This window comes from Tissierella pigra, assembly GCF_018917845.1.
GTDB classification, from domain to species: Bacteria; Bacillota; Clostridia; order Tissierellales; family Tissierellaceae; genus Tissierella; species Tissierella pigra.
Window position 1 is genome coordinate 1988909 of the sequence record NZ_JAHLPJ010000001.1, and the last position, 16523, is coordinate 2005431.

General features: G+C 29.4%; 17 protein-coding genes. 1 reads left to right on the forward strand and 16 read right to left on the reverse strand.

Annotated features, from left to right (window positions below):
* Positions 1 to 3 precede the first annotated feature (3 nt).
* A complete protein-coding gene (locus tag KQI41_RS09765; RefSeq protein WP_154437879.1) occupies positions 4 to 1686 on the reverse strand; it encodes a GspE/PulE family protein in 1683 nt (560 codons plus the stop codon).
* Between the two features lie 17 nt (positions 1687 to 1703).
* Entirely contained in the window at positions 1704 to 2561 is an 858-nt protein-coding gene (gene aroE / locus KQI41_RS09770) for a shikimate dehydrogenase (protein ID WP_154437877.1), read from the reverse strand.
* Between the two features lie 184 nt (positions 2562 to 2745).
* Between aroE and KQI41_RS09775 the strand changes: the two genes are divergently transcribed.
* Entirely contained in the window at positions 2746 to 3414 is a 669-nt protein-coding gene (locus tag KQI41_RS09775) for a YhcN/YlaJ family sporulation lipoprotein (RefSeq protein WP_195837872.1), read from the forward strand.
* A gap of 43 nt (positions 3415 to 3457) precedes the next feature.
* On the opposite strand, the gene sigK is transcribed toward KQI41_RS09775, so the two are convergent.
* From sigK to KQI41_RS09845, 14 genes are all read right to left on the reverse strand, one after another.
* Positions 3458 to 4159, reverse strand: a complete 702-nt coding sequence (gene sigK, locus KQI41_RS09780; protein WP_216585200.1) for an RNA polymerase sporulation sigma factor SigK — start codon at positions 4157 to 4159, stop codon at positions 3458 to 3460.
* A gap of 59 nt (positions 4160 to 4218) precedes the next feature.
* A complete protein-coding gene (locus KQI41_RS09785; protein WP_154437874.1) occupies positions 4219 to 5871 on the reverse strand; it encodes a peptidoglycan D,D-transpeptidase FtsI family protein in 1653 nt (550 codons plus the stop codon).
* 48 nt (positions 5872 to 5919) lie between these two features.
* Positions 5920 to 6540, reverse strand: a complete 621-nt coding sequence (gene udk / locus KQI41_RS09790; RefSeq protein WP_154437872.1) for a uridine kinase — start codon at positions 6538 to 6540, stop codon at positions 5920 to 5922.
* 4 nt (positions 6541 to 6544) lie between these two features.
* Complete coding sequence (locus KQI41_RS09795; protein ID WP_154437870.1) at positions 6545 to 7774, reverse strand: peptidase U32 family protein; 1230 nt, start codon at positions 7772 to 7774, stop codon at positions 6545 to 6547.
* A 4-nt stretch (positions 7775 to 7778) separates the two neighbouring features.
* Positions 7779 to 8435: an O-methyltransferase gene (locus KQI41_RS09800; RefSeq protein ID WP_229768440.1), complete on the reverse strand. Its 657-nt coding sequence runs from the start codon at positions 8433 to 8435 to the stop codon at positions 7779 to 7781.
* Positions 8436 to 8441: 6 nt separating this feature from the next.
* Positions 8442 to 9467 (reverse strand): endolytic transglycosylase MltG, encoded by a 1026-nt coding sequence (gene mltG, locus KQI41_RS09805; RefSeq protein WP_216585201.1) that lies wholly within the window; start codon positions 9465 to 9467, stop codon positions 8442 to 8444.
* An 89-nt stretch (positions 9468 to 9556) separates the two neighbouring features.
* Positions 9557 to 10048: a QueT transporter family protein gene (locus tag KQI41_RS09810; RefSeq protein WP_154437864.1), complete on the reverse strand. Its 492-nt coding sequence runs from the start codon at positions 10046 to 10048 to the stop codon at positions 9557 to 9559.
* Between the two features lie 155 nt (positions 10049 to 10203).
* Positions 10204 to 11865: a ribonuclease J gene (locus KQI41_RS09815; RefSeq protein ID WP_216585202.1), complete on the reverse strand. Its 1662-nt coding sequence runs from the start codon at positions 11863 to 11865 to the stop codon at positions 10204 to 10206.
* Between the two features lie 84 nt (positions 11866 to 11949).
* A complete protein-coding gene (locus KQI41_RS09820) occupies positions 11950 to 12396 on the reverse strand; it encodes a Fur family transcriptional regulator (protein ID WP_154437862.1) in 447 nt (148 codons plus the stop codon).
* A 58-nt stretch (positions 12397 to 12454) separates the two neighbouring features.
* The gene (locus KQI41_RS09825) at positions 12455 to 12706 is read right to left on the reverse strand and encodes a DUF1292 domain-containing protein (RefSeq protein WP_216585203.1); all 252 of its coding nucleotides are present in this window, start codon (positions 12704 to 12706) and stop codon (positions 12455 to 12457) included.
* 1 nt (position 12707) lies between these two features.
* Positions 12708 to 13127, reverse strand: a complete 420-nt coding sequence (gene ruvX / locus KQI41_RS09830; RefSeq protein ID WP_154437858.1) for a Holliday junction resolvase RuvX — start codon at positions 13125 to 13127, stop codon at positions 12708 to 12710.
* A 14-nt stretch (positions 13128 to 13141) separates the two neighbouring features.
* The gene (locus KQI41_RS09835) at positions 13142 to 14089 is read right to left on the reverse strand and encodes an aldo/keto reductase (RefSeq protein WP_216585204.1); all 948 of its coding nucleotides are present in this window, start codon (positions 14087 to 14089) and stop codon (positions 13142 to 13144) included.
* Between the two features lie 10 nt (positions 14090 to 14099).
* Entirely contained in the window at positions 14100 to 16142 is a 2043-nt protein-coding gene (locus KQI41_RS09840; RefSeq protein ID WP_216585205.1) for an alkaline phosphatase family protein, read from the reverse strand.
* A 22-nt stretch (positions 16143 to 16164) separates the two neighbouring features.
* Complete coding sequence (locus tag KQI41_RS09845) at positions 16165 to 16419, reverse strand: IreB family regulatory phosphoprotein (RefSeq protein ID WP_326828268.1); 255 nt, start codon at positions 16417 to 16419, stop codon at positions 16165 to 16167.
* Positions 16420 to 16523: the final 104 nt, after the last annotated feature.

Genomic DNA, 16523 nt, shown 5'->3' on the forward strand with positions numbered 1-16523 from the left:
CTCCTATCCCAATGTAAATCCTACTCTTAGTACTTCTTCATAGGAAGTATCGCCATTTATGACTAAATTAGCTGCTGATTGTAAAAGTGTAGCCATACCATTTTCTATGGCTTTATTTCTCAATTCGTCTATATTAGTATTATTATCTATTAAATATCTGATTTCTTCATTTACTGGCATCAATTCATGTATTGCTCTTCTTCCTTTATATCCATTGTTACAAGAACTACATCCTACAGCTTCATTCAATATTAGCTTTTCATTCATATTTACTCCTAAAACTGTTTTTTCTATATGACTTGCCTCATATGATCTTTTACACTTTGGACAAAGTAATTTAATTAGTCTTTGAGATACTACACCTATAATTGCTGATGATGCTAAATATGGTTCTATTCCCATATCTAGCAGTCTTAAAATAGTAGATGGACTATCATTAGTATGTAGTGTAGAAAGTACAAGATGTCCTGTAATTGCAGCCCTAATAGCTATTTCTGCTGTTTCAGAATCTCTAATTTCTCCTACCATTACTATATCAGGGTCTTGTCTAAGAACAGATCTAAGACCTGATGCAAATGTAAGACCTGTTTTTTGATTTATTTGTACTTGATTTATGCCACTTAGCTTATATTCTACGGGGTCCTCTATAGTAATTATATTTTTTTCTATTTTATTTAACTGTTGTAATATTGTATATAGAGTCGTAGTCTTGCCACTACCAGTCGGTCCTGTAACTAAAATCATTCCATATGGTTGAGTTAGTATCTTATCAAAAATTTCTAAATCTCTTTTACTAAATCCTATATTTTCCTTTGTAAACATAAAATTGGTTCTATCAAGAAGCCTAATTACAATTTTTTCTCCATATACTGTAGGCAATGTAGATATTCTCATATCTATTTCTTTTCCATTTATTTTAGCCTCTACTCTACCATCTTGAGGTATTCTTTTTTCTGCTATATTCATTTTTCCAATAATCTTTATTCTTGTAATTATTCCTGAATGACTAGTTTTATTCAATGTAGTTATTTCTCTTAAATCTCCATCTATCCGAAATCTTACCCTTACATCATTGGCATAGGGTTCTATATGTATATCACTTGCTTTTTCTCTCACTGCTTGTTCAATAAGTGAGTTTAAAAGTCTGACTATTGGTGCAGCAGTTACCTCTAATAGTTCTGAATCCTCCAAATCATCTGTATTAATAGGTAGAAAACTTTCTTCAAATTCTTCAACCACTTTTTTCGTAGACTCTTTACTATAAAACCTATCTATTGCTTTTAAAATGTTATCTCTAGTGGATATAACTGGTTGAATCTCTGATTTCACAAAGATCTTTACATCGTCTAATGCAAATATATTTAATGGATCTACCATGGCTACTATTATTGTATTATCCTTTTTATCTATTGCTATAAGCTCATATCTCCTTACTACAGATTCCGGGATTAATGTAACTACTGATTTATTTATATCATATTTGTTCAAATCTATATGAGGAATTCCCAATTGAAATTCTAATATTTCAATAATTTCATCTTCTGTAATAAACTTTTCCTCTACTAGAATTTCTCCTAACTTTTTTCCTGACTTATTTTGAATATCTAAGGAGTCTTTCAATTGTTTTTCAGTTATTTTTCCAGAGTATAGTAAAAGTTCGCCCAGCTTTAATCTTTTTTTTACCATTTTATCACCTTTGGATTTTATATATTTAATTTTTTTTCTATTTCTTCTAATTCTTTATGTCCTATTTCTAAATTTCCGTTACTCCAAATTTTCTGACTTAGTATAGCTTGATTTAAGAGCATAGATAAACCATTAAAGGTTATCATTCCCTTACTTTCAGCTTCTTTTATTAGTTTAGTTTCTTTAGGCTTATATATTATGTCATAGACTATAGTATTTTTAGAAAATCCATTTAATTCCACTGGCGCCATATTTTCTAAAGGATACATTCCAATATTTGTGGTATTAATAATAATATGAATATTTTCTTTATGTAAACCTTGTAGGTTTAGGTCAAATATTTGTGTGAAAATACTCTTATCTATATTTTTTATATTTTTTTCCAATTTAATAGCACTTTCTAAAGTTCTATTTGCAATATATATACTCTTTACTTTATGCATAGCCAGTGTGCTTCCTATACCATAGGCTGCACCGCCTGCACCTAAAATCAAACAGTTTTTATCTTTTATAGATATATTGTTATTATAAAAAGTTTGTAGAAATCCTTCTCCGTCTGTATTATATCCTATAAACTTTCCATTTTTATTTTTTACAGTATTAATAGCCCCTATTATTTTAGCTTCAGTAGATAAATCATCTAAATATTTAATAATTGATTTTTTATAAGGAATAGTTACATTGAACCCTCCAACATTCATAGCTTTAAATCCCTCGATTGTAGATTTTAAATTTTCCTGATTTATGTTAAAAGCTAAATATATATTATTTTGTTTTAAATTTTTAAAAATATTATTGTGTATGATGGGAGATAAAGATTTATCAATTGGATTTCCTATTAGTGAATATAATTTGGTATTATAAGTGATTTCCATATTCGCCTCCTATTAATTTGATTTATTATATCATAGTTTTTTCCTTTGTTCTACTTTAATTGTCTGTTTATTCAGTAAAAAAAGTACTAATATCTAATTATGGTGACATTTTACAAATTGTATAAAAACTAGCCTAAATAAAAATTTGTTTATGGTTCAAACTATTCTTAGGAGGTGGATGAATTTGAAAAATAATAAATTCAAATTATTAGGATTAAGTTTAATTATAGCAATAACAGTAGCTGGTTGTGGTGCTAAGAATACAAATTATAGAAACATGTCTACCCAAGCTAGATTAAATGGAAATGTTAATAATCGTTGGATGGATAACACTGGATTAAACACTAAAGGTAGATTAAATACTAATGTAAATGATGGTGTAGTTAGAAATAACAACTTAAGTAATGGTATGGTAAGAAACAATACTGGTTTAAATAATAACAATCTTGCTAATACTCCAATGAATTATGATAGTTTAAGAAATCAAACTATGATAACAGATACAAATACTAATAATATGTCCAGTAGAGCTAATGCTATAGCTAAAAGAGTAGCTGCATTACCAGAAGTAAATGATGCTTCTGTAATAATACATGATAACACTGCTATAGTCGGCTGTGATGTAAGTAACAGTGCTACCAATGCTATAAGTAATAATTTAAGGCAAAAAGTAGAAGCTGCTGTTAAAGTAGCTGATAAAAATATAAAAACTGTATCTGTAACATCTGACCCTATTCTTTATGGTAGAATAAGAACTATGAGTACAGATATTTATGACAATGGACACCCTATAACTGGTTTTACTAATGAAATAAAAGATATAATTAACAGAATAACTGCTCCTGTAAGATAACAAGATAATAAATTAATCCAGGCATAAAATTACCTGGATTAATTTATTTATCTACTAAAGCTTTATTCAATTTATTTAAAGCTCTTGTTTCGATTCTTGATACATAGGATCTAGATATTCCTAATATTACTGCAATTTCTCTTTGTGTCTTACATACACCATCTATTAAACCATATCTTAGTTCTATAATTGCCTTTTCTCTATCTTTTAAAACTTCATTTATGGCTTTATATAATTTTTTAACTTGTAGTTTTAAATGTACTTCATCTAATATTTCATCAGGATCTGAACCAAGAATGTCTAATAGATTAATTTCATTTCCTTCTTTATCTGTACCTATTGGACCATGCATAGATATTTCTGCCTTTGTTTTTTTAGTTGATCTTATGGTCATTAATATTTCATTTTCGATACATCTGGCAGAATATGTAGCTAATCGTACACCTTTCGATGGATCGTAGGTTGATATTCCTTTTATTAAACCTATAGTACCAATTGAAATTAGATCCTCTGTATCCTTTCCAGTATTATTGTATTTTTTCACTATATGTGCTACCAATCTTAAATTTCTTTCTATTAATATATTTCTTGCATTCTCATCACCTTTAGCATAAAGATCTAAATATTTTTCCTCTTCTTCTCTAGATAATGGCTTTGGAAAAGAATTGGAATTAATCATATATCCACAAAGTATTACAAAGGGTTTTGATATTATGCTAAGAATTAATAGAATCCAATTTTTCACTTATTACACCCCCATTTCATATATAATTATATGATTGGAAGTATAATTTCTTGCTAGTCCTATCTATTTAGATCTACAATCTCTTTAGAAATCTTTTCAAATATGGGCAATGCAGATTTAGAACCTGAATTGGCTTCTTCTACTAATACAGTAATTATATACTCTGGATTATCTGTAGGAAAATATCCTGAAAACCAACCATATATAGTAGCTTTACCATTTAGGGTTCCTTCTGCTGAACCAGTTTTACCTGCTACACCACCTAAGTATTCTGAATCAATATTTTTTGCTGTACCTGTATTTACTACTTCTTCTAACAGAGTTTTAACTGTCTTAGATGATTTACTACTTATTATTTTTAAATCGTCTATGGTATTATATGCCTTTATAATTCTACCATCTTTATTTGTTACACCTTGAATTATAGTCATATCCTTTTGAAGTCCATTATTGGCAATAGTTGCCATCATATTAGTAATCTGTAAAGGTGTGGTTTCTATCTTGCCTTGGCCTATGGAAATATTCCCTATAACTGGACCTAGTAATTCTTCTCCTTCTGGTAGTATTCCTTTTACCTCTTCTATAAGTCCTATTCCCACCTTTTCACCAAATCCCAAAGTTTTTGCCATATCCATGATTTTTTTAGCACCAATTTTCTTTCCTATTTGAATAAAAACTGAATTACATGATTTTGCAAATCCATCCTTCAATGATATATTTCCATGACCTCCAAGATTATTACAATTTATAACCAATTTACCTAACTCTTCACGTCCGTTACAATAAAATTCTCTGTTTATAAAGTTAGGATCTTCTTCTAAAGCTGCCAATAATACTACTATTTTAAAAATAGACCCTGGGGGATAAGATACTTGAATTGCCTTATTATATAAAGCCATATCATCTCTGGAGAAATACTCTTCCATATAGTTTGGGTTGAAATTTGGTCGACTTCCCATTGCTAATATTTCAGAAGTTTTAGCATCTGCCACTATTACAGATCCCTTTATGGAACTTGATTCTAATATTTCTTCCAATTTCTTTTGAATATTATAATCTATAGTCAATCTTACTGCTGAAGGCTCTTCTGAAGATATAGCATTATCTGCATAGTGAGAACCACCTAATATTAGAGATCTAAATTTATCGTATTCTACAAATAAAGATTCTTTATTATTTTTATTTAAAAACTCATCATATACCTTTTCTATACCAGACTCTCCTCTATTTTCTGCTTTATTAACGTATCCAATTACATGGGATAATATATTATCTTTAGAATATCTATCTGTAATATCTACTATAAACATATTATGATTATTTGATATATCTATTTCTCTTTTCAAAGGAATTTGAATCAACTTGTTTTTACTATTCAATATTTCTTCTATTTCCATTAAGGATAATAAGGTATTTTTCCTTACTTTTTCATATATTTCTTTGTTGCTTTTAATTTCCTCTCTGGGTGCTACTAATGTTTTGGTACTCTCTCTATTGGTTATAGGAATGCCATTTCTATCATAAATAGTTCCTCTTTTAGATATTAGGCTTATCTCTGTGCTTCTTTGTTTTAAGCTTTGAAATTTAAGCTCTTCATTATCATATACCTGAATGTAATATAGTCGTCCTATAAGCCCTAAAAATATTATAAATGAAATAAAATAAAAACCTTTTACTCTTGAACTAATCATATTTCTAATTTCCCTAGCCATAAAAAAACCTCCCTAAAATAGTGTTTCCACTTTTAGGAAGATTATTTATTAATTATTTAATATGGATTCAATTTTTCCCACTATTATATCTATAGCAACTTTATTGTACCCACCTTCTGGTATTATAATATCGGCATATCTTTTAGTTGGTTCTATAAACTGTAAGTGAGCTGGTCTTACTGTCTCCATATATTGCAGAATTACTGAATCTAAAGTACGTCCTCTATCTTTAATATCCCTTAATATTCTTCTAATAACTCGTACATCTGAGTCTGTATCTACAAAAATTTTAATATCCAAAAGATTTCTTATCTCTTCTTCAGATAGTATTAAAATACCCTCTAAGATAATTATATCCTTTGGTTCTACTATTTCAGTTTCTTTTTTTCTTGTATGTCTCTCGAAATCATAAATAGGTTTTTCAATAGCCTTATTGTTTAATAAATCTTTTAATTGCTTGATAAGTAGTTGATTGTCAAAAGCAAAAGGATGATCGTAATTTGTATTTACTCTTTCTTCAAAGGTTAAGTGAGATTGATCCTTATAGTAAGAATCTTGTTCTATTATGGCAATTTTCTTTTCGTGGATAGATTTAAATATCTCCTTGGACACAGTAGATTTTCCAGAGCCTGTCCCTCCAGTGATTCCTATAAGTAATGGTCTTTTCAAAGCCTTAATCCTCCTTCTCTTTTCTAATCATATCCATGGCCTCTACTGGATTTTTCATTAGAATTTTAACTATTTGTTGTGGATGAGGAGCTACTTCTATTTCATTCATATTCTCATCCCACATCTTTTCAATAGTTTGAGTGAAAAATTCTTTATAAGGACCAAAAATTTCTATTTCTTCACCTTTAAATATTCTATTTCTTTGTTCTATTGTAGCAATCTTAGTTTCCTCATTATAATCTAATATCATTCCTATAAAATCATATCCTCTTACATAAGAAGATGTTGAATATACTTGTGCTTCATGGGTCGGTTTACCAAAATAAAATCCTGTTGTAAAATCTCTATGACTTGCTTTTTTAATTTCTTTAAGCCATTTATTATCAAATATATAATTTTCAGGGTCTTTATAGTATTCATCTATTACTATTCTATAAGCTCTAATAACTGTAGCTACATAATATGCAGATTTAACTCTTCCTTCTATTTTAAAACTTTTAATTCCTGAGTTCACTACTTTATCTATATGTTCTATCATACAAAGATCTTTAGAGTTCATTATAAATGTTCCATCTTCATCTTCAAATACTGGGAAATATTCTCCAGGTCTTTTTTCTTCCACAAGGGCATATTTATACCTGCATGGATGAGCACAATCTCCTCTATTAGCATCTCTTCCTGTCATGTAATTGCTAATTAAACATCTTCCTGAATATGACATACACATAGCCCCATGAACAAATGCCTCTATTTCTAAATCCTCTGGAATCCTGTTAGTTAAACTTTTTATTTCTTCGAAAGATAATTCACGTGCCAGAACAACTCTTCTTACTCCTAAATTATACCAAAACATTATAGTTTCATAGTTTGTTACTGATGCTTGAGTACTTATGTGAATAGGCAGTTCTGGTACTGTTCTTTTAATTACTGAGTACATACCTACATCAGATACTATAACTGCATCTGCCTTTATTTCATAAAGCTTTGTAACGTATTCTTCCAGCCCTTCCATATCTTTATCGTGGGGTACTATATTTAAAGTAATATATACTTTTTTTCCTCTTTCATGGGCAAATTTTATACCTTCTTCAATTTGTTCAATGGAAAAGTTTTTAGATGCCCTTCTTAGTCCAAAACTTTCTCCCCCTAGATATACTGCATCTGCCCCATATCTAATAGCCATTTTTAATTTTTCTAAATCTCCTGCTGGTGCCAGTAATTCAATTTTATCCAAAATATTACTCCTCTCTATATGTTATGGCTACTCCATCTCCTATAGGTATAGTACTTGATGTATAGCCTTCTATCTGATTTATATATTGCAGAAATGCTCTAAGCCTTTTTACTATGGTTTTCTTTCTTCTAACAACTAAAGTATCTGTTGCAACCATACCTTTATAGAGTACATTATCTGATACAATAATTCCATCACTATTTAAGTATTTAATACATTTATTAAAAAAATCCATATATTGACCTTTAGCAGCATCTAGAAAAATAAAGTCATATTTTTTATCTAATGTAAGCAATACATCTTCTGCATTTCCCTCTAGTATTTCAATATTATCTTTATAGATGGTATTGGATATATTTTCTATAGCCAATTCTATCATGTCTTTTCTTCTTTCTATTGTAGTTATATTTGCTTTACCTTCCGTTGCTTCTGCCATTATAAGGGTAGAATAGCCTATGGCTGTACCTACCTCTAGTATATTTTTTGGTTTTTTCATTTTTAATAGAAGTTTTAGTAACTGAGCCACTTCTGGTTGTACTATGGGAACATGATAATCAGATGCATACTTCTCCATTATCTGCAAGTTTTGATTGTTCTTAGGTAATAGGCTTCTTATATAATCTTCTATATATTCTTCATTAATTTGATTCAATTTAACCATCCTCTTTTATTTCTTTGGTTTAGCTTGTAAATGTTCTTCATAAGTCTTTGTAAAAGTATGGGTTCCATTACCTGTCAGCACAAAAAATAAATAATCTACATCTGCTGGATTTACTGCTGCTACAAGGGATTCTTCCCCTGGAGAAGCTATTGGTCCTGGAGGTAATCCTTCGTTGATATAAGTGTTATAAGGTGAGTCTATTCTTGTATCTGCATTACTTAACACTTCTTTTCTTTCTCCTAAAACATATTGTACTGTGGCACAGGACTGTAACATCATGCCTTTCTCTATTCTATTAAGAAATACTGCTGACATCAATGGTCTTTCTTCATCGACTTTACCTTCTCTTTCTACTATGGAAGCCAATGTAACGGCTTCATTCAAAGTCATATTCAGCTCTGTAAGCTTTGATTCTAAGTCCTTTTCATATATCTTTTCAAATTCATGAAGCATTTTCCCTATAATCTCTTCTTCTTTTGTACCTGTAAATATTTCATAAGTTGATGGAAATAAGAACCCCTCCAAGCTTTGGCCTTTTTCCAATTGCTTCAGAAATGAAAATTCTTCTTCAAAATTCTTTTTATCACTGGATAGCTGTATAAATCTATCTTTATCTATTATTCCTTCTTTGGCCAATTTCTCAGCCATTTGTTCTAATTCATAACCTTCTGGTATAGTAAATCTTACTGTATTTCTATCCTTACCACCTTTTACTAGTTTACTTATTATAGTATCTAAATCCATATCTGTAGATAGGTTGTACTCTCCTGCTTTAAGAGTACTAGCTGTATTGCTTGTCTTTACTTTAATCTTAAATATAATCGGATTTTTTATAAGCTTATTTTCATACAATATATTACTTATAGTATTAACTGAACTAGAAGATGGAATAACCACTAATACATCTGAAGGGTCGTCTGGATTCATTGCCTTTAGCCCTTCCTTATAATAATTGTTCATAAAAACTCCACTTACTAATAAAACTATAAATAATATAAATATAGAAAATCTTCGTTTCCTTGATTTCCTCATTTTAGCCTTCTCCATTTCTATAACAACTCCCTTTTTTGGTCAGTAATAGCTCTAAAATCTTCTAATAAAATTGAACCTATTAACTATCTTTAATATTCTTTCAAATTAGCTGCCTTCTTGTATACCGATAAAATTAAAGTTCCAAAAATTGCTACTGATAATAACTCTCCTCCCCCTATACCTAATGCTGTAACTAAATATGGTACGCTTGTATAGTATGATACCCAAATTGATACAATTAATCCATTTAATACTATTGGAGGAACCATTGCCATTACTTTGTTTTTCATTTTAGAGGTTATATAAGCTGCAATAAGTGTAACTAAACTACCCCCCAATATATCTACTAATCCAAATCCTGTATAGGGTGCCAGAAGTAAATTAGCCAATAAACATCCAACAAATACTCCTGGAATGGCTGCTGATTCTACTAATGGCAACAAGGTCAATCCTTCTGCTATTCTAAGCTGTATTGCACCAAAAGTTAAATTAACTAAAGGCATTGGTAGCATTTGAATTAGAACTAGCACTATATATATTGCCGCAATTAAACTTGCTTTGGTTAAAAATCTTGTATTCATATTTCCTCCTTCTTTATATAATGAATATATACACTTCTATTTCATGGTTAATATAATAGAAAATTTAATTAAAGATTTACAATTTATAATTGGGAACTTTGTTCGCATATTATTATATCAAAAACCCTGGCATAAATCTATACCAGGGTTTTTTATTATACTTCCATTATAATCGGCAATATCATAGGATTTCTTTTAATCTTTCCATATAAATGATTTCTTAAAGTATCACGGATATTTGATTTTAATGTTGCCCAATCTGTTATTTTTTTCTTTTCACAATCTTCAAGGACTGCTCTCACTACTGTTCTAGCTTCTTCCATTAAATCTTCTGATTCTCTTACATATACAAATCCACGAGAGATAATATCTGGGCCCGCCAGTATAGTACCTTCTTTCTTGCTAATAGTAACTACAACTACTATTAAACCATCTTCTGATAAATGTTTTCTATCTCTAAGAACGATATTCCCTACATCGCCAACTCCTAGTCCATCTACTAAAATATTTCCTGATTGTACATTCCCACCTATTTCTGCTGTATCTTTAGTGAATTCCATTATTTCACCATTACTTAAAATAAATATATTTTCTGGTGGAGTCCCTAATGTTTCAGCTATTTCTGCATGCTTTTTAAGATGCCTAAATTCACCATGTACAGGTATAAAATATTTTGGTTTAACTAAAGTCTGCATTAGTTTTAACTCTTCTTGACAAGCATGACCCGATACGTGAACATCTGCTAAGGATTCAAATATGACTTCTGTCCCTTTTTCCACCAAATTATTTATTACTCTAGAAACTGTTTTTTCATTTCCTGGTATAGGTGTAGCAGAGATTATAACCAAGTCTTCAGGCTGAATTTGAACTTTTTTATGTTCTCCTGATGCTATTCTAGATAATGCTGACATAGGTTCTCCTTGGCTGCCTGTAGTAATTATGGTAATTTCATTACTTGGATATTTATTCATATCATTTATATCTATTAAAGTACCTTCCTTCATATGAAGATAGCCTAGCTCCAATGCTACTCCTATGGTATTTATCATGGATCTACCAGATAAAACTACCTTTCTGCTATTCTCTTCAGAGGCATGTATTATCTGTTGTATTCTATGAACATTGGAGGCAAAAGTAGCAACTAAGATTCTATGTTTATGATTTAAAAATATTTCTCTAAAAGTATTACCTACTGTTCTTTCACTCATAGTATAGCCTGGTCTTTCTGCGTTAGTACTATCTGACATAAGCAGTAGTACTCCTTGATTTCCCAACTCTGCAAAACGATTTAGGTCTATTACATCACCATCTATTGGAGTATAGTCTATTTTAAAGTCTCCAGTATGAACCACTACTCCTATTGGAGTATGAATAGCTAAAGCCGCACTATCTGGTATACTATGACCTGTTTTTATGAATTCAACATCGAATACTCCTAACTTTATGGTTTCACCATGCTTCACTATATTCATATTTACATTATCTAGCTTATGTTCTTTCAGTTTAGTTTCAACTAGTCCTAAAGTCAATTTGGTTCCATAAATAGGTATATTTATTTTATTTAGAACATATGGTAAAGCACCAATATGATCCTCATGACCGTGAGTTAAAACTATAGCTCTTATTTTTTCTTTGTTCTTCAAGATATAAGTTATATCAGGAATAACAACATCAATTCCCAACATTTCATCTTCTGGGAAGGTCATTCCACAATCTATTAGAATTATATCTTCTTTATATTCAATTGCAGTAATGTTTTTTCCAACTTCCCCTAGTCCTCCTAAGGGAATAACTTTTAATTTATTTGGTTTTCGCACCGAATCACTCCTCTTCTATCTTTATTTTTTCCATTTTTCTAATTTATAGTCTCATAAAATAAGATTTTCCGAAAAAATAAATCCCTATAGGGATTTATTTTTACACTCACTACAATGTCCATAAAATTTTACATTATGATCTACTATAGTAAACTGCCCTTCTTTCTCTATTTCCTCCTCTAAAGCTTCTAAAAGATCAAGCTTTACCTCTATAACTTTACCGCAACTTAAACATATTAAATGATGGTGATGATGTCCTTCAGAATCTGTACTTAATTCATATCTACTGCATCCATCATCAAAATTTAATTTACAAATTATATTTAATTTTTCAAACAACTGTAAAGTTCTATATACAGTGGCAATACCTAAATCCGGATATTCCTTTTTGACAATATTATATACTTCCTCAGGACTCAAATGTTCTTCGGAATTGTCTATCATTACGTTCAATATAGCTCTTCTTTGAGTTGTAAGTTTATATCCTTCATTTTGAAGTTTTCCTTTTATAGCATTTATATTAATATCCATTTTATTCACCCGACTATAATCTTAAATTAACAATACTATTATTTCCCATATTTGTCAACTATTGAAGATTTTCTTTCTGCATATCTTCATAAGCTTCTATTGCATCTTCTAATTCTTCATCATCATCTATTCCAACCAAGATTAAATCCCCATCATCATCTCTTTCCATTCTTAAAATATAAGTTGGACTATCTATATTATCAGCTGGCATTAAAGCTGCATAATCGTCATCGTCTAGTCCAAAAGTTGCTAATATAACGAACTCCTGTGGCTCTCCAACCTCATCTAATAACACTATTTTTTCTTGCATATTATATCCTCCCTTGTCTATCTAAGTAAGTCTGTAATATAAAGTTTGCTGCAACTTTATCTATTACACCTTTTCTTTTTTCACGTCTTACGTCTCCTTCAATTAAAAGCTTTTCGGCTGCCATAGTAGTTAATCTTTCATCTTCATATATGATTTGAATATGAAATTTATTTTTAAGTTTTTCAGCAAACTTCATAGTCTTTTCGCCTTGTGGCCCTAAAGTTCCATTCATATTCTTAGGCAGACCTACTACGACTTTTTTAATATTATATTCCTTTATTAAATCCTCTAAAGCTTTAAAATCCTTTTCTTTGCTTTCTCTTCTAATGGTAGTTACACCTTGAGCTGTTATCTGCAATAAATCCGATACTGAAACCCCTATAGTCTTATCTCCAACATCTAAACCCATTATTCTTTCCATTACTCTCTCCTATATTAAATTACTTTTATACAAAACTCAGGACATACATTTGCACAATATCCGCATAGAATACAATTTCCATTTGGAGTCGCTACTCCATCTATTATCTCTATACCATTTTGATTACATCTTTTAACACAATTACCGCAGCCTAAGCAATAGTCTGCAATTATTAACTTTCTTTTCTTGGTTCTTAGGTTAGCCTTTAAATCTTCAGGAATAAATCCATTTTCCAACAGATAAATATTAGCATCTATTTCATCTATTGACTGCATTCCTATAGCTATGGAATCTATATATGGAATATCTTTAACAAAGTTAAAGGCATTTTCCACATCCTTTATTAAATGTCCCCCACCTAAAGGCTTCATTCCATAAATTCCTTTACCCATATTATGAATTATCTCTAATTCTCTTAACATATCCTCTACAGTACCATCCTGTATGCCAATACCATATTTATTAATTATTGGGTGGATAATTTCTAATTCCTTTACTTCCCTTACTGCTTGTGCACCTGCTACCCTATGAGTTGATATTCCTATAGCTCTAATTTTCCCTTTTTCTTTTTGTCTTAAGAAATATTCTATAGCTTCAAAATGACCTTTTACAGTATGAATACTTTCTTGTTCATGTAATAAAAAAACATCTATATAATCAGTTCCTAATTCATTTAAAGCCAGTTCCAAACTTTCTTGTGCAAGTTCTTTTGTATAAGCATAAGTTTTTGTTGCTATATGATAATCCTCTCTATTTATATTCTTTAAAGCTTCTTTTATATATTTATAATTCTCATAGATTTCCGCCGTATCAATAAAGTTAATCCCTTTATTATAAGCATATTCTATTAAGTAAGCTCCTTCCTTTATTGTTAAATTAGCTTGAAAAGGAGTCATAGTAAGAGAACCAAAGCATAGCTTTGATACTTCAATACCTGTATTTCCTAAATTTACTTTTTTCAATTGTTTCACCTTACTCTATATAATCTAAATATAACTCTGTGCTGATTAAATTCATACATATGGCAGTTAAAATTAGTCCTGAGTCATTTAATAAAAAACCACCTATAGCTCCTGCTATTCCTGCTACTCTAGCCATCCAATCAGTATTATCTTTTCTGCTGCCAAATATAACACTATGAAAAATCATATTTATTAACAATAAATACGTCCAAAAAGAATTACCTACTAATTTTATATTCATAAGAATTTTTCTAAAGATTACATTCCTTAAATAATATAATCCATTTTTTCTAACAAGTAACAATGTATTTCCTAAATGAGTGGTATTTGAGTTAATCTTAATATCTATATAACCCATTACGAAAACTAAAAATACTATTAACAGTAAAGAAATTAATAACCTTTTTATATTTAATTCCTTATTGAATATTTCCATAATATAAAAAACTAAAGTCACTATAAATGCCATAGTTCCACCAACATTGGCACCGTATCTTGGATGTCCAACTAATATGGTACCTAAAATCAATAATATCAGTGGTATTATCTTTCTCTTATATTTTCTCAATATATTTATGGAAAAGATAGTTATAGATCCTAAAAAAAAGCCCACCATTTCATTTCCTATACCATAGTACCTAGCCCCTATTGTTGGATCATAGGATAAAACTGAATATTTGATTATATTTCCCTTAAAAATCAAATCAGAAATTATTATAAAAATAGAAACTCCGCTAATATACATAATTTGATTACTGCTTTTTTTAGTTAACCATAAAATAAATATAGAAACCAATATAAATAATAATAAAAACAAAGTAAAACTATAAACACTTTCTAGTCTAAGTATAGAGAGAAAATTAAAAACGGTAGGTAAAATAATTACCATTCCAAATAATACCTTAATATATTTTTTAGCCACCTCTGAAAGCTTGACCTTGACAAGAATCAAAATAATTACTATTCCCAGAGATATCATGGAAAATAACCCATAATAATATAATGTATTATATCTTACCTTAGATACAGTATTAATTTGATTGTTTTCTTTCATAAGATCTATTAATTTTATATTTTTCCTAATTGAGTTAATTTTATTTCCAGACATATTGTCTGTAGATGCTCCGAAAAAATCCATAATAGTTGGACCAATATCTATATTAGAAACTATATTGTCCTTTTTAGTTGTTTGAGATGTTAACGTTCCATTTTCTACTCCATTTCCCCAAAGTATAATCGGAGACAATTTACTATTACTATCAATTGTCATATCCCCACTATTAGGACTTGTAATTATAACAAAAGAATTTTCTTTACTTAAACCTTTAATTAAGCTTTCAATAAACCTATCTATATCTAATAAGATCTCTTTTCGTATCATTTTAAATTCTTCATTAGATACATAATCTTTATATCTATAAATTCTCTCTATATCTCCTGTATCTACGACAATTAAATCTCCAAGGCTATTTTCAACTTCCTTTAACATTTTGCTATAATCTGTTTTTATAAGAAATGGATAGTCCTCAGTTTCAATAGTTATATTATCTATATTTCCATAATCAATCAAACCTCTAGAATCCATGGGGATTAAGGCTGAAGTGTTTAATTGCATATCTTCTAAATTGCTATTTCCATATATGGCTGTTTTAAGCCCTTTACTATGTAAATTATCGCCAATTGCACCTAAATAAGGTGTATATTTATTATTTTCATTTAAATTAATCAATCTACTAAAAGAACGATTTACTATTTTATCATCGTCCATAGTTTTAAAATCAATACTACTATAGTTTGCATAAGACTTTTCTGAAGAATTAATTGTAAGAAAGCTTTCGGCACCGCTATATCCTGAAGTACCTCTAGTATTCATTAGTCCAATACTTCCTTCTTTTATTATATCCTTTAATTTTTCCATAGTTTCTATATCTTTTAAGGTAAGTTTATTTACTACTATTAAATATACTTTTTTATTATCCTTAGCCCCAAAAGCTATACTCGGTATTATAATTATAAGCAATATAAAAAATAATAAAAGCTTTCTTACTTTCACATTAATTCTCCCTTAGAAATCCTTAATTCTTCAAGTAAGTTCTCAACAATTCTTCTAATAATTCATCTCTTTCTATACTACATATGGTGGATCTGGCATTGTTGTGACTAGTAATATAGGATGGATCTCCTGATAGCATATAGCCAATTATCTGATTAACTGGATCATATCCTTTTTCCTCCAAAGATGAAAATACAGATAAAATTATATTTCTTACTGAGCTTTGTTTATCCTTTGGTACTTCAAACTTCATAGTTTCATTTAAATTATTATTCACACAAACACCCCCTATTATACTATTATTATACCACATATTATACTTTGGTAATAAAGAAAGTTTCTATTACAGTACTATATTAAAAATTATATATAAATCCAAAG